Source organism: Streptomyces adelaidensis, from assembly GCF_016598475.1.
GTDB classification, from domain to species: Bacteria; Actinomycetota; Actinomycetes; order Streptomycetales; family Streptomycetaceae; genus Streptomyces; species Streptomyces adelaidensis.
Genome location: NZ_JAEMUX010000026.1, coordinates 1 through 19,843, shown reverse-complemented (window position 1 = coordinate 19,843; position 19,843 = coordinate 1). Strand labels below are relative to the sequence as shown.

Sequence of the window (19,843 nt, the reverse complement as noted above, 5' to 3'; positions counted from 1 at the left end):
CAAGCCGAACGCGTCAAGTCAACTCGCCGGGTGGGAGGGTGGGTTGAGACCCACCACCCAATCCTTGAAAAGAAGGCTCGGAGCTGGGGGCTTGAGCTTCGGGGGTGACGAGGCGGTGGGTCAGCCCATGCTCTTGGCGCCGTCGAGGGACTCGCGGATGATGTCCGCGTGGCCGGCGTGCTGCGCGGTCTCGGCGACGATATGCACCAGCACGCTACGGGCCGACCACCGCGCCCCCGGCTCGGTCCAGGGGGCCTTGGGCAGCGGATGTGTGATGTCCAGGTCGGGCAGGGTGGCGACCAGTTCGTCGGTCCGGCGGGCCACCTCGGCGTACTCCGCCAGCGCACCGGCCAGCGTCTCGCCGGGCTGCATCCGGAACTCGTCGGTCCGCCGGGTGAAGTCGGCCTCGGTCATGGCGGTGAAGTCGGGCATCGCGGAGGGGCCGTTCAGGATGAACTCCACCCAGTGCCGTTCCACCGACGTGACGTGCTTGATCAGGCCGCCCAGGCACAGTTCGCTGGCGGTGGTCCGCCGCCCGGCCTCCTCGTCGGTGAGATCACGGGTGGTGAACCGCAGGAAGTGCCGCTGTTTGGCCAGTGCCGCCAGCAGGTCGGCACGCTCGCCGGTCACGGTGTCGTAAGTGGTGTCGCTCATGGTCTCGGCCTCCGTGGATGTCTGTTCCGTCGGTCGAGACCACGCTAGGAGTCAATTAGGTCAGATCCTGTCCGCTTGCCGCAGGTCTTCGACGAACGCCGCCCACGCCTCCGCCCGGAACACGAGCTTCGGGCCGAGCGGGTTCTTTGAGTCGCGGACGGGGACGAGGGAGGGGGTGCCTTCGGCGACTTCGAGGCAGTTGCCGCCGCTGCCTTCGCTGTACGTCGACTTGCGCCAGCGGGCGACTTCAAGGCAGTTGCCGCCGTCGCCGCCGCTATAGCTCGACTTCTGCCATGCGGCCGTGCTCAAGTCGTACTCAGGGATGCTCCTCATCTTCGTAATCCTGGGCCATTGATTCGAGCATGACCAGGGAGTTCTCAGGCGAGAGCGCGGCGGCGGCGAGGAACTCGTAGGTGCGGCGCTGGTGTCGGACGGTGGCGGGGGCGTCCTCCAGACGTCCGGTGCCGACACCCTCGTAGTAGACCAGCGGCGGCGCTTCCACGAACTCCATCAGCTTGATGGCGCCCTGCATCGCCGCGTGCGCTCCCGCTCTGAAGGGCAGCACCTGAGCGATCACCCGGCTCCCGCGGACCAACCCGGCGATGTGGCGCAGGGCCGCCGCCATCACGGCCGGGCCGCCTGTCGTTCGACGCAGGGCGGCCTCGTCAAGCACCACCCACAGCAAGAGGTTTGTCAGGTCGTCGAGGATGCCGGCCCGTTCCACACGGGCTGCCACGAGGTCGTCGATCACCTTGCTCGGCGCCGTCGGCTGGTACGCGCGGCACACGGCCCGTGCGTACTCCGCTGTCTGGAGCAGGCCTGGGATCAGAAGCGGCGCGTACTCCCTGATCTCCGTGGCCTCCGCCTCGGCCTCCGCCGCCTCCGCGAAGTGTTCGGGATAGCGGGACTTGGCCGCTGCCGTGCAGTTGCGCGAGAAGAAGTCCTCGGTACCGAGTGCCATGTCGAGCAGCCGGGCGTGGTCCGGTTGCATACGCCTCATCCCCGCCTCCAACTGGCTCACGAACGAGGGGCTGACGAACAACTGCTGGCCCAACTCGTCCTGGCTCAGCCCGGCCTTCTCGCGGGCGTGCCGCAACTCGGCGCCCAGGAGCGCACGTGGTGACGACGACGGGTCGAGGTCCCTCGGTCCTGGCATGGCCATTGCTCCCTGTTTGACATCCGCTGGTGTGAAGCGTCCTGTCTGGCCAGGCTAGACGCCTCTCCGCCACGCTGTGTGCTGAACATCCAACTCAGCGTGGAGGTCGTGCCCGTGAAAAACGCAAGCCTGTCGACGGAGCACGCCGTGGAGCAACTGGACTCGGCGCTGCGCGCGGTCGGCGTCATCCTGCCGTCGCTGCGGGTCGACCCGCTGACCGGGGCCAGCGAACTGCCCTACCCCCTCGTGGATCTGGGCCGCTGCAACCTCCTCGTCGCCGCGCGCCTCGCCGCCGTGCTGCGCGAGGCGTCAGAGGGCGGCGTCGCTGAGGATGCCGTACATCCGGGCGGGCCGCAGCGCGGCGTTCGCGGCGGCGTCGTCGGCGACGTTGGGGTCCGGGTCGGACAGGAGCTGGTCGAGGAGCGGGTCCGTGATGTTGGGGTGGCGGGCGACGCCGCGGCGTACGAAGGGTTCCGACGTGGCGGCGGCGAGGCGCTGAAGGGCCGGGACGGGTAGCTCGGGGTCCTGGAGGGCGACGTAGTGGACGTGCGGGTCGGGTTCGTCGACGAGTGTGCGCAGGGTGTGGCGGGGGAAGTTGGGGTGTTCGACGAGCAGCGGGCGGACGTGGAAGACGTCGCCGTGGCCGCGTATCAGCCGTTCCAGGACGTGCGGTGGTGTGTCCGGCCGGCGGGCGGCGGCGCGGCGGACCAGGAGATCCGGGTCGTCGTCCAGCCGCTGCCATGCCTCCTCGGGGAGGTCGCGGCAGGTGGCCAGTACGCGCCGGAAGACGGGGTACGGGCAGTCCAGGTAGGTCAGCCGCTCGTCGAGGGGGGCTTCGCGGAGCCAGCTCGGTTCGGTGAAGTTCCAGGTCAGGGCCAGCCTGGCGCCGGTGTTTCCGTTGGCGCTCTCGGCTTCGAGGAGGGCGTAGAGCCGGTCGCGGGTCTCGGCGTCTACGTGGCGGCTCTGCGCCACCGCGGCGCGGACCGCCGGGTCGTCGAAGTCGAGGAGCCGGGCGACCATGTCGGCCGTCAGGTGCGGGTTCCTGGCGACGCAGTACTGGAGGTCCTCGGCCTCCTCGTCATCGGCCCGCATGAGTTGTACGAGCCGCTCGAACTGGTCGGCCGTGAGCGGGACGTAGCTCGCGACGTTGGCCCGCGTGGCCGGGTCGGCGAGGCAGCGGTCCCGCCACTTTGGCGGGACACCCGGTCGCTCGTGGTTGGTGGCGGCGCCGCGGACCAGCGGATCGGGGTCGGCGAGCAGTGCCGCCTGCACCGAGGCGGGCCGGTCGTGCCAGTCCCGGGCGACCGCGGCGCGCAGCTTCGGGTCCGGGTCTTCGGCGAGTGCGGTCCGGAACCGGCCGTAGGTCTCCTCCAGGGCGTCGACGCCGACCGGCACACCAGTGTCCACGCTGTGGCGGACGAAGTCGGCGCGCGCGTCGCGGACGGCCGGGTCGGGATGCTCGGCTATCCGGCGGCGCATGGCCGGGGAGAGCCGGTCCGTGCGAAGGCGCACCGTCGCGTCGATGCCGTCGCCGTGGGTCAGCAGCGCCTCGACGACGGCGTCCGGCAGCTGCCCCTGCCGCATCGCGAGCCCGTCCCGCCCGGCCTTGTGCGCGGCCAGCCGCACGAGTACGTCCTCAGGAGCCGCCGGGTTCCGCCCCAGCCCGGACAGCCGCGGATGCTTGAGACTCACCATGCGCCCAAGGTAGTCGGCCCGGCATTCGGGCTCTCCTACAGGTTCCCCAGCGGTTCGATGTCGACCCGGAGCGGCTCGCCCCAGATCCGCAGGACCTCGTAGTCGGTGAACTCGTAGACCAGGCGGTAGGCGATGGCGGGGCGGGGGCCGCGGCGCTGGGCGGCGAGGAAGAGCTCGGCCTCGCGGCGGTCGCGGCGCGGGGTGCCGCAGAGCTGCCAGACCTGGCCGTTCCACGCCTCCGGGAGCCAGCGCTGCTGCGGCTGGGGGCGGTCGTCCCGTACGCCGTAGCGCGAGGGGGTGGGGGTGGCGGGGCCGGTGGGGCGGGGAGGGCCGTAGCTCTCGTTCAGCCGGGTGCGGCGGGCCGCGCGGCGACGGGTCTCACAGAGCAGACAGAGGTCCGGTGCCTCCTTGTCGACCGGCCCGTTCGGATGCTCCGCGCACCGTGTCGTCGGCGCGGCCGTCGTCACCGTCTCGTCCAGCAGCTCCAGGGCCCGCTTGATGTCCGCCTTCACCTCGTGCAGGCGGGCGTCCGGCATATCGGCACTCAGCGCGTCACCGTGCTCCCCGAGCACGCGCAGGGCGCGGCCGAGTGCGGTGAGCTGGGCGTGATTCACGGGCTCGGTCCTTCCCCGAAGACTTCGACTGACACAACGACTGACACAACGACTGACACAACGACTGGCACAAAGGCTGAGACAGCGGCTGAGAGACATCGACTGGGACATCGACCGCCCCCACGGTGCCACACCCCACTGACAACGGCGGTGCCGGATGTGGACGCCCTCAAGAACACCGGGGCGAACGGGCCGATCGGCCTATACCGCATCGACCGTGTTCCGGCTTGCCAGGGCGGTATTCAGGGTCCCGTACGGAGAGGGTCTCCGGCCGAACCGTGACCCGACGCCCTGTTCCGTGAACCGCCTCCCGGCGGGACACTGCTGGCGGCACACCAGTGGCGCGTGGGGGAAGGCCGGACAGTGGAGATCGTTGTCTTGTCGTTGTTGCCGGTCGCGGTCGTGGCCGCCCTGGTGGGCAGGCAGGTACTGCTCTACCCGTTCCGGTGGGGCCGCTGGCGCTACGCCTTCGATCCGGAACACGCCGACACGCGGCGGGAGTTGCACAAGACGCGGCTGCGCAGGCGTGCGGTGGAGGGGCAGCGCCGTCGAAAGATCAGACAGGCCAACAACGGTGTCACGGCCGTCGGACGGGAAGGACGGAAGGAGGCCGAGGCGCTGGAGGAGGAACGAAAGAAGCTGCTCCGCGATGTCCCGGGCGACGAGCGTTGCAGGCTCGGCGACCTGGTGTTGTACGAGCACGCCCTGCGTCTCGTGATCAGGCCGCCGGAGGGGAAGCAGTCGCTGCCTGAGCGGGTCCGCCGGGAACTTCCCCTGCAAGGGCTCAAGGCCAAGGCCGTTTTGAACAGCGATCGCGGTTCCATAACTGTGACCTGGCCAAAAGGCAGGGACAGCGTCGAGTATCCGCGGCCCGACAAGAGAGACGTCACGGGTTTCGTCAAGCAGATCAACGCCGCGGTGCTGCGCGATGCCGAATACCGAAAGGACCGCGAGCAGCGGGCAGCGGACATCAAGGTCCGGCTCCGCGAACTCCAGGCGGAGACGGCCGAGCGGAAGGCGGAGAAAGAACGTGAGCGCGACCAGCTGGCCGTGTCCCTGATCCCGGACCGGGCGAAGGCCCGCAAGGAGTGGGAGGCCGCCTGCCGCGTCTGGGAAGGGCGGGCGGGCCGCCGCCCGAGATGGATATGGCGCTGGTGATCCGGGCCCGGTAGAGCAGGGGTCTGTCGAGAAACAACTTCTCGATCTTGATGTGGGGTTGTGGGGGCGTGAGATCGTGCCCGGCGACGGCAGAGAGTTGCTGAGCCGTGGTGACCGGTGAGAGGGCCGAGGGGGATCGCGTGGCCGGTGCGGTGCGGCATCAGGCTGGTCACGGAGTTGGTCAAGGACGGGCGGCATCGGAGAGGATACGCCGACAGGCACGGGCTTCCGTAGGGGTCATTGGACCCGACACCCACATGATCTCGGCAGCTCGTGCCTGTCCCGCGTCCGGGCCACCGCCGACACACATCGGGAAGACCCACTCAGGCCACGACTACGCCGAAGCGCTGCTGGATCTTCCAACGTCACGTGACCAAGAGACCTCGACAGTGGGTCGGCGGCCTCGCGGAATCAGGTGGCGTTCGTGGTGTTGTAGCACGTCCAATAGGTATTCCACTGTGCGGCTGCGCCGGTCTGCCCTACTCCGTAATTCGGGCCCCGCCTGATCGACTTTGTTGAGGGGTACGTGGCCCGGCACTTGTCCCAGCCGGCCCCCCAAGATGCGCTCGCTTCTTCTGTTGTCGCGCTGACCCTCACCTCTCCGAGCTCAGCGGCGGAGGCGGGGGTAGCGAGGGCGATGCCGCCGATGAGTGCTGCGGCGAGCGCTACACCCGCGGCCTTATAACGCATGCGAAACATGTGCTTCCTTTCTTCACGCGATCTCTTCAGTACCTTTGAAAGTGCTGGCGCCCTTCCTCGTTGACGCGACCTTTTCCGAGTTCAACTCAGGTCACGGGCAACGACCGTGGGCATTCCAGTCTCGATTTGATCATGTGGCAATTGCTCGCGGCCGTCAAGCTGTGGACTGGGGTACGTAACGAACGTTTTCCCGGCAAGCGATGACGCCTCTGTCCCGGCAGCTGTAGTTCCTGATCGTCATGGTGGTGTCAGGTGGTCGCGGTGGCGGTGATGTCGTTCCAGCGCCGGTGACAGGCTTGCGCGATGGCTTGGTGACGGCGTCGCCGGACGGACCGGTGCGGGACATGGCCGATGTCGTGGCGGAGCGGGGGCGGGGCGGTTGCCCGCAGGATGGCCAGCGGCTCGCGTGCGCTGATCGGGATGAGGCCGACGGCCATGGTGGCAGTCGCGGTGCGGGCGCGGGTGACGGCCAGAACGGCGATGGCCAGGATGCTGATCGGGCTCCGGCGCGGCCAGGGCGTCACACGACTACGCCGAAGCCCTGCCCGGTAGACGGCTCCGCCGTTTCCTACGGGGTCCCGTGACCGTCGAGGAACCGGAGCAGCACGGCGGCCTCCGCGCGGAGCCGCGCGGCTCGGTCGGCGTGCGCGGGCGCGGTCAACCGCGCTGCGGCTTCCAGTCGTTCGCCGGCCTCGGCGCGCACGATGTCCACCACCCCGCCCTCGCTCAGCTCACGTCGGGCCGCCTCGGTGGCCCCGGCGCCGACCGGTGACAGTTCGAGGGCCGGGCCACGCGAGTCGGCCTCGTCCACGGGCACCGCCTCGGCGTTGTCCAGCGCGGCGAGCGTCGTGCGCAGGGCGCTCACCGCGGCCTTGTCGCGGGCGCGCATCGCTTCCGGACGGGCGGCATCGGAGAGGATACGCCGACAGGCACGGGCTTCCGTAGGGGTCACTGGACCCGACACCCACATGATCTCGGCAGCTCGTGCCTGTCCCGCGTCCGGCCACCGCCGACACACATCGGGAAGACCCACTCAGGCCACGACTACGCCGAAGCGCTGCTGGATCTTCCAACGTCACGTGACCAAGAGACCTCGACAGTGGGTCGGCGGCCTCGCGGAATCAGGTGGCATTCGTGGTGTCGTAGCACGTCCAATAGGTAAGCCACTTTACGTTTGCGCCGCTCTCGTCCGCTCCTACGTTACTCGGGCCCCGCCTGATCGACTTTGTTGAGGGGTACGTGGCCCGGCACTTGTCCCAGCCGGCCCCCCAAGATGCGCTCGCTTCTTCTGTTGTCGCGCTGACCCCCACTTCTCCGAGCTCAGCGGCGGAGGCGGGGGTAGCGAGGGCGATGCCGCCGATGAGTGCTGCGGCGAGCGCTACACCCGCGGCCTTATAACGCATGCGAAACATGTGCTTCCTTTCTTCACGCGATCTCTTCAGTACCTTTGAAAGTGCTGGCGCCCTTCCTCGTTGACGCGACCTTTTCCGAGTTCAACTCAGGTCACGGGCAACGACCGTGGGCATTCCAGTCTCGATTTGATCATGTGGCAATTGCTCGCGGCCGTCAAGCTGTGGTCTGGGGTACGTAACGAACGTTTTCCCGGCAAGCGATGACGCCTCTGTCCCGGCAGCTGTAGTTCCTGATCGTCATGGTGGTGTCAGGTGGTCGCGGTGGCGGTGATGTCGTTCCAGCGCCGGTGACAGGCTTGCGCGATGGCTTGGTGACGGCGTCGCCGGACGGACCGGTGCGGGACATGGCCGATGTCGTGGCGGAGCGGGGGCGGGGCGGTTGCCCGCAGGATGGCCAGCGGCTCGCGTGCGCTGATCGGGATGAGGCCGACGGCCATGGTGGCAGTCGCGGTGCGGGCGCGGGTGACGGCCAGAACGGCGATGGCCAGGATGCTGATCGGGCTCCGGCGCGGCCAGGGCGTCACACGACTACGCCGAAGCCCTGCCCGGTAGACGGCTCCGCCGTTTCCTACGGGGTCCCGTGACCGTCGAGGAACCGGAGCAGCACGGCGGCCTCCGCGCGGAGCCGCGCGGCTCGGTCGGCGTGCGCGGGCGCGGTCAACCGCGCTGCGGCTTCCAGTCGTTCGCCGGCCTCGGCGCGCACGATGTCCACCACCCCGCCCTCGCTCAGCTCACGTCGGGCCGCCTCGGTGGCCCCGGCGCCGACCGGTGACAGTTCGAGGGCCGGGCCACGCGAGTCGGCCTCGTCCACGGGCACCGCCTCGGCGTTGTCCAGCGCGGCGAGCGTCGTGCGCAGGGCGCTCACCGCGGCCTTGTCGCGGGCGCGCATCGCTTCCGGCAGGGCTACCCGCATTCGAACACGTAAGGACATGCCGAGACCCTATGCCCGTGGCGCCGCCCCCGCCGCTGCCAGCGCGGCGCGCAGGTGGCCCTCGTTCTCCGTCAGCAGGCGGGTCGCCGTGGGGGCGTCCGTGCCGCTCAGGAGGGTCAGGATGGCGTTCTTGACCTGGCCGTTGGATTCGGTGAGGGCCGTTTCGATCTCCTCGTCCGTCGCGCCCGTGGCGAGGGCGACGATGCGGTGGGAGCGGGCGCGGAGTTTGTCGTTGGTGGCGCGGACGTCGACCATGAGGTTTCCGTAGGTCTTGCCGAGGCGGATCATGGTGATCGTCGAGAGCATGTTGAGGACGAGTTTCTGGGCGGTGCCGGCCTTGAGACGGGTCGAGCCGGTGACCAGCTCGGGGCCCACGACGATCTCGATGCCGTGGTCCGCCGCGGTCGCGAGCGCGCTGGCCGCGTTGCAGGACAGGCCGACCGTCAGGGCGCCGGCCGCGCGCGCGTGCTCCACCGCGCCGACCGCGTACGGGGTGCGGCCGGACGCGGAGACGCCGACCACCGTGTCGTCGGGCGTCAGGGCGAGCGCGTCGAGGTCGGTCCTGGCCAGCCCCGCCGAGTCCTCCGCGCCCTCGATCGACGTGACCATGGCCTCCCGGCCGCCCGCGATCAGGCCCACGACCTGGGAAGGGGCCGTGTTGAAGGTCGGCGGGCACTCCGACGCGTCGAGCACGCCCAGCCGGCCCGCCGTGCCCGCGCCCGCGTAGATCAGCCGGCCGCCCCGGGCCATCCGCTCGGCGATCGCGTCGATCGCCGCCGCGATGAGGGGCAGCTGCGCGGAGACCGCCGTGGGCACCGCCGCGTCCTCGGTGTTCATCAGCTTCGCGATGTCGAGGGTCGGCAACTGATCGATGTCCGCCAGCTCCGGACGGAACGCCTCCGTGGTCAGCGACTCCAACTCGGCCCGTACGGCGAGGTGGTTGGCGGAGGAGGGGAGGGAGGGGAGGGAGGGCATGGGGCGACTCATTTCCGTTCAATTTCCGTGCGGTGGTGCGATCAGCGCCCTGCTTTGGCTTTCAGGGGCGCGGGGAACCGCGCGACAAGCCACGACGAACCCGCGGACGACTACGGCGGTTCACGGCGGTTCGTCCCCAGACCTGTCTACCGCGAGGGCCCGCCGCTGCGGTGCCGGTGCGCCAACGCCTCGTACGACGCGGACAGCGCCGGCGCCGCCGACTCGTACGTCCGTTGCGCGACCCCGACGAACAGGCAGTCCACCACCAGCAGCTGACTCGTCCGGGACGACATCGCCGCCGGCCGCAGCTCGCTCTCCCGGGCCGTGGACGTCGTCAGGACGTGATCGGCGTACTGGGACACCGGCCCGTCCGGGCGCCCGGTGATCGCGATGGTCGTGGCACCGTGATCGAAGGCGACCCGCAGTGGCTCGATGACGTCGCCCGTCGAACCGGAGTGGGTGATCGCGATCGCCACGTCCTTCGCGCGGAGCTGCACCGCGTTGGTGACTGCGAGGTGCGGGTCGCTGTGCGCCTGGGCTATCAGCCCTATGCGGAGCAGCTTCTGCGTGAGGTCCTGGGCGACCAGGCCGGACGCCCCGACGCCGTAGACGTCTATGCGGCGGGCCCCGGCGAGCGCGCCGACCGCCGAGCCGAGCTGGGCCATGTCCAGTCCGGCCGCCGTGTCCGCGAGGGTCTGCTGCTCGTCGTGGGCGAGCTTGGCGACGACGTCCGGGAGCGGGTCGTCGACCGCGATGTCGGCCGTCACCGAGGGCGCGCGGCCCGACTGCTGGTGGGCGGCGAGGCCGGCCAGGGCGAGGCGCAGGTCGCGGTAGCCGGGGTAGCCGAGGATGCGGGCGGTACGGACCACCGTCGCCTCGCTGGTGCCGGTGAGCTCGGCGAGGCCGGTGACCGTGAGCGCCGCGCAGCCCGCCGGGTCGCCCGCGACAGCCTCCGCGACCCGCTGCATGGAGCGGGTCATCGACGGGGCCAGCGTCCGCACCTTCGCGGCGAGGGCGGCGGGGGCGGGGGGCGCGAGTGGGGCCGGTTTCGCGGCCTTCCCGGCCCTCGCGTTCTTTGCGTCCTTCGCGTCCTTTGCGTCCTTCGCGTTCCGGCCCTCGATCGGTCGTCTCTCGACCGGCCGTCCCTCCGGCGGTGCGAAAATTTCCTTCACGTCATCACTCACATCATGAAAGATATTTTCTGTTCGGTGGTGAGGTCAAGGGTGCGCACAATGGAGGCATGAGCCCCAGCAGTGACCCCGTGAGCCCCCTTGAGCAGGCGCTGCACGCGGCCCGCGCCCTCGTCCTCGCCGATCTGGTGGCGGGCAGGGTCGCCGAGGCGGACGTCGTGTCGATGGTCGAGGAGTCTGTCGTACAGCGCCGCTGGTGGGTCGAGCAGTGGCCGGACGGGGCGGCGTACGTCGCGGGGCTCGTCGCCCAGGACGTGCAGGACGCCCTGCTGGAGCGCTACGGCCGCTGGCCCCTCTGTCCGGTCTGCGAGGCCGGCGACCCGCACGCCCTCGATGTCGAGCCGGAGCTCGGGCCCGATCCGCAGTGGGTGTGCCACAAGGCGGGCGTGCGGGTCGCGGCGGTGGGGGCGCTCGCGGGCGCCACGGGCGGGACGCCGTCCCCGTGACCGTCTACATCGACCCGCCCACCTGGCCGGGGCACGGGCGGCTCTGGTCCCACCTCGTGAGCGACGTCTCCTTCGAGGAACTGCACGCCTTCGCCGGCCGGTTGGGCGTGCCCGAGCGCGCCTTCGAGCGCGACCACTACGACATCCCGTCCCACCGCTACGCGGACGTCGTGCGGGCGGGGGCCGTGGAGGTGGGCCCGAAGGAACTGCTGCGCAGGCTCACGGAGGCGGGGCTGAGGAGGCCGAAGCGGCGGGGGCCGACGGCGTGACCGTACGCGCGGGCGACTGACGTACGCCGGGTCGGACCCGGCGTACGTCAGTCGCGCAGACGGAGTTCGTACGCGAACTGCTCGCCGTGCTCCCCGTCGCCCCAGTCGTCGCTCACCTTGTCGAATCCGGCCCGCGAAACGACGCCCTGCGAAGGGGTGTTGACCTTGTCGACCACCGCGAACAGCGACCGTACGTCCCCCTGCTCCTCGGCCCGTCGCCGAGCCCAGCCGGCCAGCGTGCGCAGCGCCTCGGTGGCGTAACCCCGGCCGCGCGCCCCCTCGACGAGGTCGTAGCCGATCTCGACGCGGCCCTCCTCGTCCGGGGCGCCGTGGTAGCCGAGCGCGCCGACGGCGAGCCCGTCCTCCTTGCGGACCAGGACGAACATGCCCCACTCCGGCCGGTGCACCCCCGCCTCGTACGCCTGGAAGACCAGCCCGGCCCCGATCCGGGTGCCCTCGATCGGGCCGCCCACGATCCAGTCGAAGCCGCCGGTGCCGCCCTCGGCGAGGTCGGCGGCCGCCGCCGGGTGGATGCCCTGGAGGACGAGGCGCTCGCCGTCGATGTGCAGCGGGTTGCTCCACCGCCACTCGGTGACCGGGGCCCGGCCCGGCAGCTCGCCCCGGCCGGTGGCCCACAGCAGCGTCGCCCAGGGGTCGTCACCGGGCCTGACGTGCGGGAAGAGGCGCGCGAGGACGGACTCGCACAGCCCGACGGGCGGCGGCGCGTACGCGGCACCCGTGGCCCCCGCGAGCCCCGGCCCCGTCTCCGTCCCCACCTCCGGCCCCGTCTCCGGCCCCGCCCCCGTCGTCGTCCCCAGTCCCTCCGCGATGTCGTACGTGTGCAGCAGCACCTCCGCGACGCCCATCGCCGCGAACCCCTCACGGTCGGCCGCGCGGAACGGATACGGATGGAACGCGCGCACCTCGGGCGGAGTCGTACGGACGGCGGCCGCGAGCAGCGCCCCCGTCGCGTCGATCACCTCCAGCACGTCGGCGTTGTCCTCGCACTCCGCCATGTCGATCTCGAACGGCACGTACCGCCGCGTCGGCCGCCCCGCCAACTGCCCCGCGTACGCGATCAGATCCGACGCGATGTGCTCCGCCGTCCTACGGCAACTCCACTCCAGCCGCCCCGCCTTGACGCCTTCCCAGTCCCGGTCCGCCACGGTCCGCAGCACCGCGACGCTGTGCTCGACGGCTGCCAGTACCTGGTCCCCACCCATTGGTCGCATGGCGGCGAGGATAGGTGGCGTCAGAGGTCCCTACGTACTGGATTTACGGCCGGGGAGGGGTCGGCGGCCGTATCGACGGCGGCGCCGGTCTCGACGGTGGGGCCGCTCTCGACGGTCGTGCCGGTCTCGGCGGTGGCACCGGTGACGACCCGGGAACCGCCGTTTTCCCGTGTGCGCCGGTGCAGGCGCAGCGATACGGCGGTGGTGCCGATGGCGGCGGCGGTGATGGCGCCGCCCGCCCAGGCCGTGGAGGTGAAGCCGAAGCCCGCGTCGATGACCGTCCCGCCGATCCAGGGGCCGCCGCTGTTGCCGAGGTTGAACGCGGCCGTGGTGGTGGCGCCGGCGAGGGTGGGGGCGGCGCCGGCGACGTTGAACAGACGGGCGTTGAGGGCCGGGGCGGTGTAGAAGCAGGACACCCCGAGGAGGAAGGAGAGGAGCACGGCGGCGACGGCGTACTCGGCGAGGAGCGCGAGCGCCACGAGCAGCACGGTCGAGGCGGCGAGCCCGCTGAGCAGCACCCCGAAGAGGTGCGCGTCCGCGATCCGCCCGCCGACCGCGGTGCCGATCAGCGCCCCCACCCCGAACAGGGCGAGCACGGGCGGCACCCAGCCGTCGTCCAGCCCGGCCACGTCCGTGAGCAGCGGCGCGAGATAACTGAACGCGCAGAACACCCCGCCGGCCGACAGTGCCACGACGGTGATGGTGAGCCAGACCTGCGGCTCGCGGTAGATCCGCGCCTCGTCGCCGAGCCGGGGCCGCCGCTCGGGCAGCGGGATCGCGGGCACCAGCGCGACGACCCCGGCCAGCGCGACCGCCGAGGCGCCCGCCACGGCCCAGAACGCCGACCGCCACCCGAAGTGCTCGCCGAGGAACGCCCCCGCCGGCACGCCCAGCACATTGGCGATCGACAGCCCGCCGATCATGATGGCCAGCGCCCTGGCCCGCGCGTTCACCGGCACCATCGCGACGGCCACGGCCGCCCCGACCGCCCAGAACCCGGCGCACGCCAGCGCGCTCACGATCCGCGACGCGAAGAGCACGCCGTAGCTCGGCGCGAGCGCCCCCGCGATCTGCCCGAACCCGAAGACCGTGATCAGCGTGACGAGGGTCGTCCGGCGCGGCAGCCGCAGCGTCGCGACAGCCAGCAGCGGCGCCCCGACGACCATTCCGATGGCGAACGCCGAGATCAGCAGCCCCGCCCGCGGAATCGACACGTCCATGTCCTCCGCGATGGGCGGCAGCAGCCCCGAGAGCATGAACTCACTCGTCCCGAGCGCGAAGACGGCGAGGCCGAGGACGTAGACGGAGAGAGGTATCCGGAAGCGGGCATGCTCCTGGGCGGCGGCGGCGGCGGGGGCGGGTGAGGGCATGTTCATGGGCAACCGACGGTCTGAGGACCGCATTCCCGCGCGTCGGCCGGGCCACGCCGCTTCACCGCGCCGCCAGGTCCGTCGGGCTGGTCGGGCTGGTCGGGTCGGCCAGGCCGGCCAGCTCCGTCAGCTCCGCCCGGAGGTTCTCCCTCGCCCGACGCTCCCACTCCCGCTCCCCGTACGGCGTCCTGAACAGCCGCGGCAGCTCCAGCAGCTGCCGCAGTACCGCCGCCCGGCCCGCCCGGAAGGCGTCGTCCGGCACGAATCCGTACTCCGTACGCACGGCGGCGGCATAGGCGGCGTACGCGTCGGGCGGTGACGCCAGAACGGCCAGATCCGCGTCGCACAGCACCTGCCCGTTCGGATCGCCACCGGCCGGGTCATGCGTCACGGTCAGCCGGACCAGGCGGGCGACCTCCGCCACCTTCTCCTGCCCCAGCCCGGCCTCGACCAGCGCCCGCTCGGCCAGCCGCGCCGACCGCTCCTCGTTCTCCGACCGCTCCGGGTGGTACACGGCGTCATGGAACCAGGCGGCGAGCCGTACGAGGTCCGGGTCGGCGGCGTACTCCGCCAGCACGTCGACACGGTCCAGGACGGCGGTCAGGTGGTCGAGCGTGTGGTACTTCCGCTGCGGCTCCGACCAGCGCGCGATCAGGTTCTCGGCGTACGGGGCCGGCGCGGGGCCGGGGGCGCCCTCGCGGGCGGAGAGCAGGGCGGGCAGCCAGCGGTCGCGCAGGGCGTCGTGGAGGTCGTGGAGGTCGTGGGCGTCGTGGGCGTCGGCCATGGGGTCATTGTGTCGTGGCTGACAGGAAAGGGCCTCTCCTCCTAGCGTGGACCTCATGACAGTTGCCGATACGCACGATGTACGGGACCCCGAGCTGCCCGGCCGGCTGTTGGCCGCCGAGCGTGACGAACTGGTGCCGCTGCTGCGGGAGCGGCCGGAGGCGGACTTCGGGATCAGGACCTGTTGCCCCGGCTGGACCGTGCGGCATGTGCTCGCGCACTGCGGGGCCGCGTTGTCACGGGCCGTGGAGGGCCGGTTCGAGGAGGGGGTGTTCAGCCCGGAGTCGAACGACCGGGACATCGCCGAACGGGACGCGTGGTCCCTCGGGAAGGTCATCGACGAGCTGGAGCGCGGGATGACCGAGGCCGGACCGGTGATCGCCGAGGCGGGCGGCTCGCTGGACGGCCTCGCCCTCGGGGAATGGGTCCACGCCGGAGACGTACGGGAAGCCTGGGGCGAGAGTGACGCCTACGGCGGTGCCCGGCTCGGCCTCGCCCTGGAGCTGCTGGCCCACCTGACGCGCACTCGCCGACACGTCGCCGTCCACGCCGACCTCGACGACACCGACGAGCCCCTGCTCCTCGGCGCCCCCACGGGCGAACGCCCACCCGCCCGATACCTGGGCGACGCCACGACCCTCGTACGCCTCTACGCGGCCCGCCCGCTCGCCGGAACGAAGTACGAGCTGGCGGGGGCGACGGAGACCGAGCTCAGCCTCTACGGCTGAGGGGCCGGCGGGAGCGGGAGCGCCGCCCCCAGCCGCATCGGGCAACTGGCGCTCGTACAGCCGGGCTTGTTGGACCGCGCCGATTTGAGGGTAGGTGCGGAGAGTGGTCGCGTGGATGCGAATCGTGAGGCATGGGTCAGACGGACGGGGTTGTTGTAAATTGGTTTAGACCTGTTGGCGTACGGCGGCAGACACCAGAGAAAAGGGGCCCCATGGCCACGCGCGTGCTCCTGGAGGTGATCGCCCTCGGTGTCGAGGACGCCGTCGCCGCCCAGGCCGGAGGAGCGGACCGGCTGGAGCTGGTCGCCGACATGGCGGCGGACGGGCTGACCCCGTCGGTGGGGACGTTCGTCGAGGTGCACGGCGCCGTGGACATCCCCGCACGGGTCATGCTGCGGCTGGCCGACGGCTTCGCCGTGGGGGACGCCGACTCGCTCGTACGGGCGGCGTGCGACATGCGGGCGGCCGGGGCGGAGGAGTTCGTGCTCGGATTCCTGGACGAGGGCGGCTCGCCCGACCTGGGCGCCCTGGAGAGAGTGATCGCGGAGCTGGACGGCTGCCGGTGGACGTTCCACCGGGCCGTCGACCGCGCCGCCGACCGCGACGCCCTGCGCAAGCAGCTCGCCGACCTGCCGGGCCTGGACACCTACCTCACGGCCGGCTCGGCGGACGGCGTCGACGACGGGATGTCCGCCCTGTTCGCCGAGGCCGCGCGCCGGGGCGAGCCGGGCTACACCCAGCGCCTCATGGTCGGCGGCGGCCTCCGCCTCGACCACGTACCCACCCTCCGCGCCGCCGGCGTCGACGCCTTCCACATCGGCGGCGCCGCCCGCCCCGACGGCTGGACCACCCCGGTCGACGCCGACGCCGTACGGCGATGGCGCACAGCGATCGACACCCGGGTCGGCCGCGCCGGCCGCAGCGCGCTGCGCTGAGGCCTCGCGCCGGCGTTGTAGTCGCGGAGGCGGCGGCATAAGATCCGCGAACCTCTTCGAGCCGAGTGGGTGGGGCGGGTGAGACCGGCTTGATCGCGATCGCCATCGCTGTGACCGGGCACGTGGACCTGACCGAGGCGAGCGTCCCCCTCGTACGGCGGGCCCTGCGGGAGGCCCTCGAGTCGTACGGACGAGACGGGACAGTTGGGATCACCGGGATCACCGGGATCACCGGGATCACCGGGATCTCCTGCCTCGCCGCCGGCGCGGACTCGCTCTTCGCCGAGGCGGTGCTCGCGCTCGGTGGGCGGCTGGTCGCGGTGATTCCGTCGCGGGACTACCGGGAGCGCCAGGTGAGCGCCGAGCATGCCGAAACGTTCGACCGGCTGGTCGAGGCGGCGGACGAGGTGGTCGTCCTCGATCACGCGAGCGCGGGCGGGCGGGCGTACGAGGACGCGAACCGCGTACTGCTGGGCCGCGCGGACCGCCTGATCGCGGTGTGGGACGGCCAGCCCTCCACCGCACGGGGCGGCACCGCCACAGCCGTGGCCGACGCCCGCCGGGCGGGCCTCCCGGTGGACGTCGTCTGGCCGGAGGGCGCGAGCCGGTCGGGCGCGAGCCGGTCGGGCGCGAGCCGGTCGGGCGCGAGCCGGTCGGGCGCGAGCCGGGAGGGCGGCCGTACGAACGGGGGCCGGACCCCACGACAGCCGTGAGCCGACCCCGGGGCGGTGAACCGTCCCCGGGGTGGCCTCAATCGCGTCGCGACCCTCAGGCGTTCGGGTCGAAGGAGATCCCCGACGGCTTGGCCAGTGCCAGGTTGGAGGCGAAACTGCCGTCCTTCAGGCCGAAGTTGGCGCTGCCGAAGTTGTACGAGACCAGGATGTCGCGGATGCCGGACGGGTAGCCGTTCCAGCCGACGAGCGGCGGGTACTGCCAGGTGTGCTCGGCGTTCTCCGGCGGCTCGTCGCCCGAGCCCGCGACGCGGAAGCAGTGGGTGCTGACGCCGTCCTTGTGGTAGACGATCTTCGGGTGCGTGCCGGTCCAGAGGACCGAGGACGCGGCGTGCACGGTGAAGTCGCCGTGGTTGGAGGTCGAGACGTACTGGGCGGTGCCGTTCTGGACCCAGACGACGACGTGCTCCCAGTCGTGCCGGTGGCCGCCGATGCTGCTGTTGGCGAGCGCCTGGTCCTTCTCGAAGTAGAGGTCGTACATGATCGCGCACCAGCCGTTGTTGCACTTGTAGCGCGAGTAGCCGTTGGTGTTGTCGAGGTCCGACTGGTCGTGGCAGTCGCCGCTGAGCGAACCGGTCGGGTTGAGGCCGCCGTTGACCGTGCCGGTGGGGCCGATGGCCGGGGTGGAGTAACAGCCGTCCGTGTCGTAGTCGTACGCCGGCTGCCAGGTCGTCTCCAGGGTCTCCGCGTTGGCGGGGAGCGCGGCGGGCGGAGCCGCGTACGCGCTGCCGGCGATGCCGACGACCAGCGCGACGGTGGCGCCGAGGGTGACTGCGGATCTGCGCAGACGACGCGAAGTGCGTGAACGTGAGCTTGTCTTCACTGCGACCTCCTGATGGACCGCGGCGCGGGGGTGACGGCCGGGAGCCGGGTGGGGGCATGCCGATGTGCCGAAGCGGGGATGGCATGCGCAGGTCAGGTTCGCCTTACTCGCGGGTGGTGCACAAGTGTCGGGAGGTGTCGGAGTGATGAAGAATCAATCAATGTGGATGGGCTGTGAGTTGCGAGGACCCGTGAGGCGCGCAGGGACGTGAGGCGCGCAGGGGACGTGAGGCGCGCAGGGGACGTGAGGCGCGCAGGGACGTGAGGCGCGCAGGGACGTGAGGCGCGCAGGGACGTGAGGCGCGCAGGGACATGAGGCGTGGCGTCGTGTCGTGTCACATCACGGATCGATCTCCGCCACGTAGTTGTTGTGTGTGAAGTCGCCGTAAGGACCGGCCCGGCGATCATTCGCGCGCCTGCCCGCGTGCATAGTTGTCTCCGCCCCGGCCAAGCCGGGGCATGACAAGTTTCAGTCACGGGGAGACGCGCTCCATGCCATCCATGCCATCCATACGTCGCCGCGGCCTCACGGCCGCGGCCGCCGTGATCGCCGCCGTGCTGGTCACGACCACTGGTTGCTCCAAGACCGACGAGAGCGGGGCGAAGGCCTCGGCGTCGACGACCGCCCAGGCGGGCGCGGGCGACAGCATCGACACCGGCGAGAACGAGAGCGGCGGTGACACGACCATCGGCGGCTTCAAGCTCCCCGAGGGCGTCCCCACCGACCTCACCGGCGACGCGCTGCAGAAGTGGAAGGACGGTGGCTGGCAGGACTTCAGCAGCGACTGGGCCTCCAAGGCGGAGGACTTCGCCAACCCGTACATCGAGGACTTCTGGACGCCGGAGCGCATAGCCGAGGCCAAGGAGAACATGGCGGAGCTGCCGACGATCGCCGAGGCGGGCAACACCTCCTCGGGTTCCAGTAGGACCACCCAGGTCTGGCTGCCCGACGGCAAGGTCAAGAAGCAGAAGGCCACCAAGGTCAAGGCGACCTACCACAAGTACGCCGCCTCGGTCGGCAAGCTCTTCTTCACCACGCCCCAGGGGTCGAGCGTCTGCTCGGCGGCGGTCGTGAAGGACCCGGCGCACCCGGGCAAGTCCAACCTCGTGTGGACCGCCGGGCACTGCGTGCACGCGGGCAAGGGCGGCGGCTGGTACCGCAACATCGCCTTCGTCCCGTCCTTCAACAACGGCGGCAAGCTGAACATCAGCCAGGCGTCGAAGAACTACCGCGCCGGCAACGTCTCCCCGTACGGCATCGCCTGGGCCGACTGGGCCACCACCTCCGGCACCTGGATCAAGGGCGGCGCCGCCAGCCAGGGCACCGTGGCCGCCGCGTACGACTACGCCGTCCTGCACGTGAAGCCGGAGAAGGGCGCCAAGTCCCTCGAGGAGCGCACCGGTTCGGCTCTACCGGTGTGGTTCAACGCCCCCGCCGCCAACAAGGTCAAGAACATGAAGGTCCGCGGCTACCCGGCCGAGGCCCAGTACGACGGCTCGAAGATGTACCACTGCCAGGGCGCGACCAAGCGCTTCGTCCTCGGCTACAGCTACCCGAGCAAGTACCCGGCCCAGTACATGGTCGGCTGCACCATGAACGGCGGCGCCTCCGGCGGCCCCTGGTTCATGAGCTACAAGGGCCGTACGTACCTGGTGTCGAACAACTCGCTCAGCGACCGTTCCACCTTCATCACCGGCCCGCGCCTCGGCAAGAACGCCAAGGGGGTCTACTTGGCCACCAGCAACAAGTTCAAGTAGGCCGCGCGTGCCGTAGACCGCGTTCGTGCCTGATCGGCCCCCGGTGACCTCGGTCGCCGGGGGCCGTCGCGCGTGCCCGTACCTTCAGCGGCATGAACACGTCCGAGTGGTGGGAGCTGCTGCCCGCCGGCATCCGCGAACAGGTCGACGGGTACGTCCTCCAGGACGCCTGCATCCTGGCGGTCCACGTCGTCTTCACGGCCGGTCGCGCTCTGGGCCTGGGACTCCACGACGCCGAACGCGTGGTCCACCACGCTTTTCTTGGAACACATCTACTTGAGAGTT

Annotated in this window: 21 protein-coding genes and 2 pseudogenes; 8 read left to right on the top strand and 15 right to left on the bottom strand. The window is 71.0% G+C overall.

Annotated elements, in window-relative coordinates; all coding sequences use genetic code 11:
* Positions 1-120: 120 nt before the first annotated feature.
* The 5 genes from I8N67_RS17365 to I8N67_RS17345 all read right to left on the bottom strand — a co-directional run bounded on the left by I8N67_RS17365 (position 121) and on the right by I8N67_RS17345 (position 4,119).
* Complete coding sequence (locus I8N67_RS17365; RefSeq protein WP_200304021.1) at positions 121-654, bottom strand: DinB family protein; 534 nt, start codon at positions 652-654, stop codon at positions 121-123.
* Positions 655-714: 60 nt separating this feature from the next.
* Positions 715-987: a DUF397 domain-containing protein gene (locus I8N67_RS17360; RefSeq protein ID WP_200304020.1), complete on the bottom strand. Its 273-nt coding sequence runs from the start codon at positions 985-987 to the stop codon at positions 715-717.
* Positions 971-1,810 carry a helix-turn-helix domain-containing protein gene (locus I8N67_RS17355; RefSeq protein ID WP_200304019.1) on the bottom strand — a complete coding sequence of 280 codons (840 nt, stop codon included), beginning with the start codon at positions 1,808-1,810 and terminating at the stop codon, positions 971-973. Before I8N67_RS17355 ends, I8N67_RS17360 begins: the two co-directional genes overlap by 17 nt.
* 309 nt (positions 1,811-2,119) lie before the next feature.
* A complete protein-coding gene (locus tag I8N67_RS17350; RefSeq protein ID WP_200304018.1) occupies positions 2,120-3,505 on the bottom strand; it encodes a hypothetical protein in 1,386 nt (461 codons plus the stop codon).
* Positions 3,506-3,540: 35 nt separating this feature from the next.
* Entirely contained in the window at positions 3,541-4,119 is a 579-nt protein-coding gene (locus I8N67_RS17345) for a hypothetical protein (protein ID WP_200304017.1), read from the bottom strand.
* 363 nt (positions 4,120-4,482) lie between these two features.
* Between I8N67_RS17345 and I8N67_RS17340 the strand changes: the two genes are divergently transcribed.
* Positions 4,483-5,277: a hypothetical protein gene (locus tag I8N67_RS17340; RefSeq protein ID WP_200304016.1), complete on the top strand. Its 795-nt coding sequence runs from the start codon at positions 4,483-4,485 to the stop codon at positions 5,275-5,277.
* Between the two features lie 947 nt (positions 5,278-6,224).
* Here I8N67_RS17340 and I8N67_RS17335 read toward each other — a convergent pair.
* The 6 genes from I8N67_RS17335 to I8N67_RS17310 form a co-directional block, all read right to left on the bottom strand.
* Positions 6,225-6,500: a hypothetical protein gene (locus I8N67_RS17335; RefSeq protein ID WP_200304014.1), complete on the bottom strand. Its 276-nt coding sequence runs from the start codon at positions 6,498-6,500 to the stop codon at positions 6,225-6,227.
* Between the two features lie 44 nt (positions 6,501-6,544).
* A complete protein-coding gene (locus I8N67_RS17330; RefSeq protein WP_200304015.1) occupies positions 6,545-6,865 on the bottom strand; it encodes a GatB/YqeY domain-containing protein in 321 nt (106 codons plus the stop codon).
* A 771-nt stretch (positions 6,866-7,636) separates the two neighbouring features.
* Positions 7,637-7,912 (bottom strand): hypothetical protein, encoded by a 276-nt coding sequence (locus I8N67_RS17325; protein ID WP_200304014.1) that lies wholly within the window; start codon positions 7,910-7,912, stop codon positions 7,637-7,639.
* Positions 7,913-7,956: 44 nt separating this feature from the next.
* Positions 7,957-8,277, bottom strand: a complete 321-nt coding sequence (locus tag I8N67_RS17320) for a GatB/YqeY domain-containing protein (protein ID WP_200304015.1) — start codon at positions 8,275-8,277, stop codon at positions 7,957-7,959.
* A gap of 51 nt (positions 8,278-8,328) precedes the next feature.
* Entirely contained in the window at positions 8,329-9,294 is a 966-nt protein-coding gene (gene murQ / locus I8N67_RS17315) for an N-acetylmuramic acid 6-phosphate etherase (protein WP_200304013.1), read from the bottom strand.
* 146 nt (positions 9,295-9,440) lie between these two features.
* Complete coding sequence (locus I8N67_RS17310) at positions 9,441-10,466, bottom strand: MurR/RpiR family transcriptional regulator (protein ID WP_372443731.1); 1,026 nt, start codon at positions 10,464-10,466, stop codon at positions 9,441-9,443.
* 68 nt (positions 10,467-10,534) lie between these two features.
* Between I8N67_RS17310 and I8N67_RS17305 the strand changes: the two genes are divergently transcribed.
* The gene (locus tag I8N67_RS17305) at positions 10,535-10,930 is read left to right on the top strand and encodes a DUF8819 family protein (protein ID WP_200304011.1); all 396 of its coding nucleotides are present in this window, start codon (positions 10,535-10,537) and stop codon (positions 10,928-10,930) included.
* Positions 10,927-11,199, top strand: a complete 273-nt coding sequence (locus tag I8N67_RS17300; RefSeq protein ID WP_200304010.1) for a DUF4031 domain-containing protein — start codon at positions 10,927-10,929, stop codon at positions 11,197-11,199. The genes I8N67_RS17305 and I8N67_RS17300 overlap by 4 nt, the downstream gene beginning before the upstream one ends.
* Positions 11,200-11,246: 47 nt before the next feature.
* On the opposite strand, the gene I8N67_RS17295 is transcribed toward I8N67_RS17300, so the two are convergent.
* From I8N67_RS17295 to I8N67_RS17285, 3 genes are all read right to left on the bottom strand, one after another.
* A complete protein-coding gene (locus tag I8N67_RS17295; RefSeq protein WP_200304081.1) occupies positions 11,247-12,422 on the bottom strand; it encodes a GNAT family N-acetyltransferase in 1,176 nt (391 codons plus the stop codon).
* Between the two features lie 29 nt (positions 12,423-12,451).
* Positions 12,452-13,747 (bottom strand): Cmx/CmrA family chloramphenicol efflux MFS transporter, encoded by a 1,296-nt coding sequence (locus tag I8N67_RS17290; protein ID WP_307835264.1) that lies wholly within the window; start codon positions 13,745-13,747, stop codon positions 12,452-12,454.
* Positions 13,748-13,862: 115 nt separating this feature from the next.
* Entirely contained in the window at positions 13,863-14,585 is a 723-nt protein-coding gene (locus I8N67_RS17285; RefSeq protein WP_200304009.1) for an HD domain-containing protein, read from the bottom strand.
* Between the two features lie 55 nt (positions 14,586-14,640).
* Between I8N67_RS17285 and I8N67_RS17280 the strand changes: the two genes are divergently transcribed.
* The 3 genes and pseudogenes from I8N67_RS17280 to I8N67_RS17270 all read left to right on the top strand — a co-directional run.
* Complete coding sequence (locus tag I8N67_RS17280) at positions 14,641-15,312, top strand: maleylpyruvate isomerase family mycothiol-dependent enzyme (protein WP_200304008.1); 672 nt, start codon at positions 14,641-14,643, stop codon at positions 15,310-15,312.
* A gap of 212 nt (positions 15,313-15,524) precedes the next feature.
* Positions 15,525-16,247, top strand: coding sequence for a copper homeostasis protein CutC (locus I8N67_RS17275; protein WP_200304007.1), 723 nt, complete (start codon positions 15,525-15,527; stop codon positions 16,245-16,247).
* A gap of 89 nt (positions 16,248-16,336) precedes the next feature.
* Positions 16,337-16,861: pseudogene (locus I8N67_RS17270) on the top strand (hypothetical protein); the annotation flags it as partial.
* A 154-nt stretch (positions 16,862-17,015) separates the two neighbouring features.
* Here the strand turns inward: I8N67_RS17270 and I8N67_RS17265 are convergent.
* On the bottom strand, positions 17,016-17,801 hold the full coding sequence (locus tag I8N67_RS17265) for an NPP1 family protein (protein WP_200304006.1): 786 nt from the start codon (positions 17,799-17,801) through the stop codon (positions 17,016-17,018).
* Positions 17,802-18,301: 500 nt separating this feature from the next.
* On the opposite strand from I8N67_RS17265, the gene I8N67_RS17260 reads away from it, so the two are divergent.
* Positions 18,302-19,558: a trypsin-like serine peptidase gene (locus I8N67_RS17260; protein WP_200304005.1), complete on the top strand. Its 1,257-nt coding sequence runs from the start codon at positions 18,302-18,304 to the stop codon at positions 19,556-19,558.
* A gap of 92 nt (positions 19,559-19,650) precedes the next feature.
* A pseudogene (locus I8N67_RS17255) lies at positions 19,651-19,843 on the top strand (hypothetical protein); the annotation flags it as partial.

Excerpts from the sequence above, each read along its gene's own strand:
- I8N67_RS17365 (WP_200304021.1), bottom strand. The coding sequence starts at position 654 with ATGAGCGACACCACTTACGACACCGTGACCGGCGAGCGTGCCGACCTG.
- I8N67_RS17360 (WP_200304020.1), bottom strand. The coding sequence starts at position 987 with ATGAGGAGCATCCCTGAGTACGACTTGAGCACGGCCGCATGGCAGAAG.
- I8N67_RS17355 (WP_200304019.1), bottom strand. The coding sequence starts at position 1,810 with ATGCCAGGACCGAGGGACCTCGACCCGTCGTCGTCACCACGTGCGCTC.
- I8N67_RS17350 (WP_200304018.1), bottom strand. The coding sequence starts at position 3,505 with ATGGTGAGTCTCAAGCATCCGCGGCTGTCCGGGCTGGGGCGGAACCCG.
- I8N67_RS17330 (WP_200304015.1), bottom strand. The coding sequence starts at position 6,865 with ATGCGCGCCCGCGACAAGGCCGCGGTGAGCGCCCTGCGCACGACGCTC.
- I8N67_RS17320 (WP_200304015.1), bottom strand. The coding sequence starts at position 8,277 with ATGCGCGCCCGCGACAAGGCCGCGGTGAGCGCCCTGCGCACGACGCTC.
- murQ (WP_200304013.1), bottom strand. The coding sequence starts at position 9,294 with ATGCCCTCCCTCCCCTCCCTCCCCTCCTCCGCCAACCACCTCGCCGTA.
- I8N67_RS17305 (WP_200304011.1), top strand. The coding sequence starts at position 10,535 with ATGAGCCCCAGCAGTGACCCCGTGAGCCCCCTTGAGCAGGCGCTGCAC.
- I8N67_RS17295 (WP_200304081.1), bottom strand. The coding sequence starts at position 12,422 with ATGGGTGGGGACCAGGTACTGGCAGCCGTCGAGCACAGCGTCGCGGTG.
- I8N67_RS17285 (WP_200304009.1), bottom strand. The coding sequence starts at position 14,585 with ATGGCCGACGCCCACGACGCCCACGACCTCCACGACCTCCACGACGCC.
- I8N67_RS17280 (WP_200304008.1), top strand. The coding sequence starts at position 14,641 with ATGACAGTTGCCGATACGCACGATGTACGGGACCCCGAGCTGCCCGGC.
- I8N67_RS17275 (WP_200304007.1), top strand. The coding sequence starts at position 15,525 with ATGGCCACGCGCGTGCTCCTGGAGGTGATCGCCCTCGGTGTCGAGGAC.
- I8N67_RS17260 (WP_200304005.1), top strand. The coding sequence starts at position 18,302 with ATGCCATCCATACGTCGCCGCGGCCTCACGGCCGCGGCCGCCGTGATC.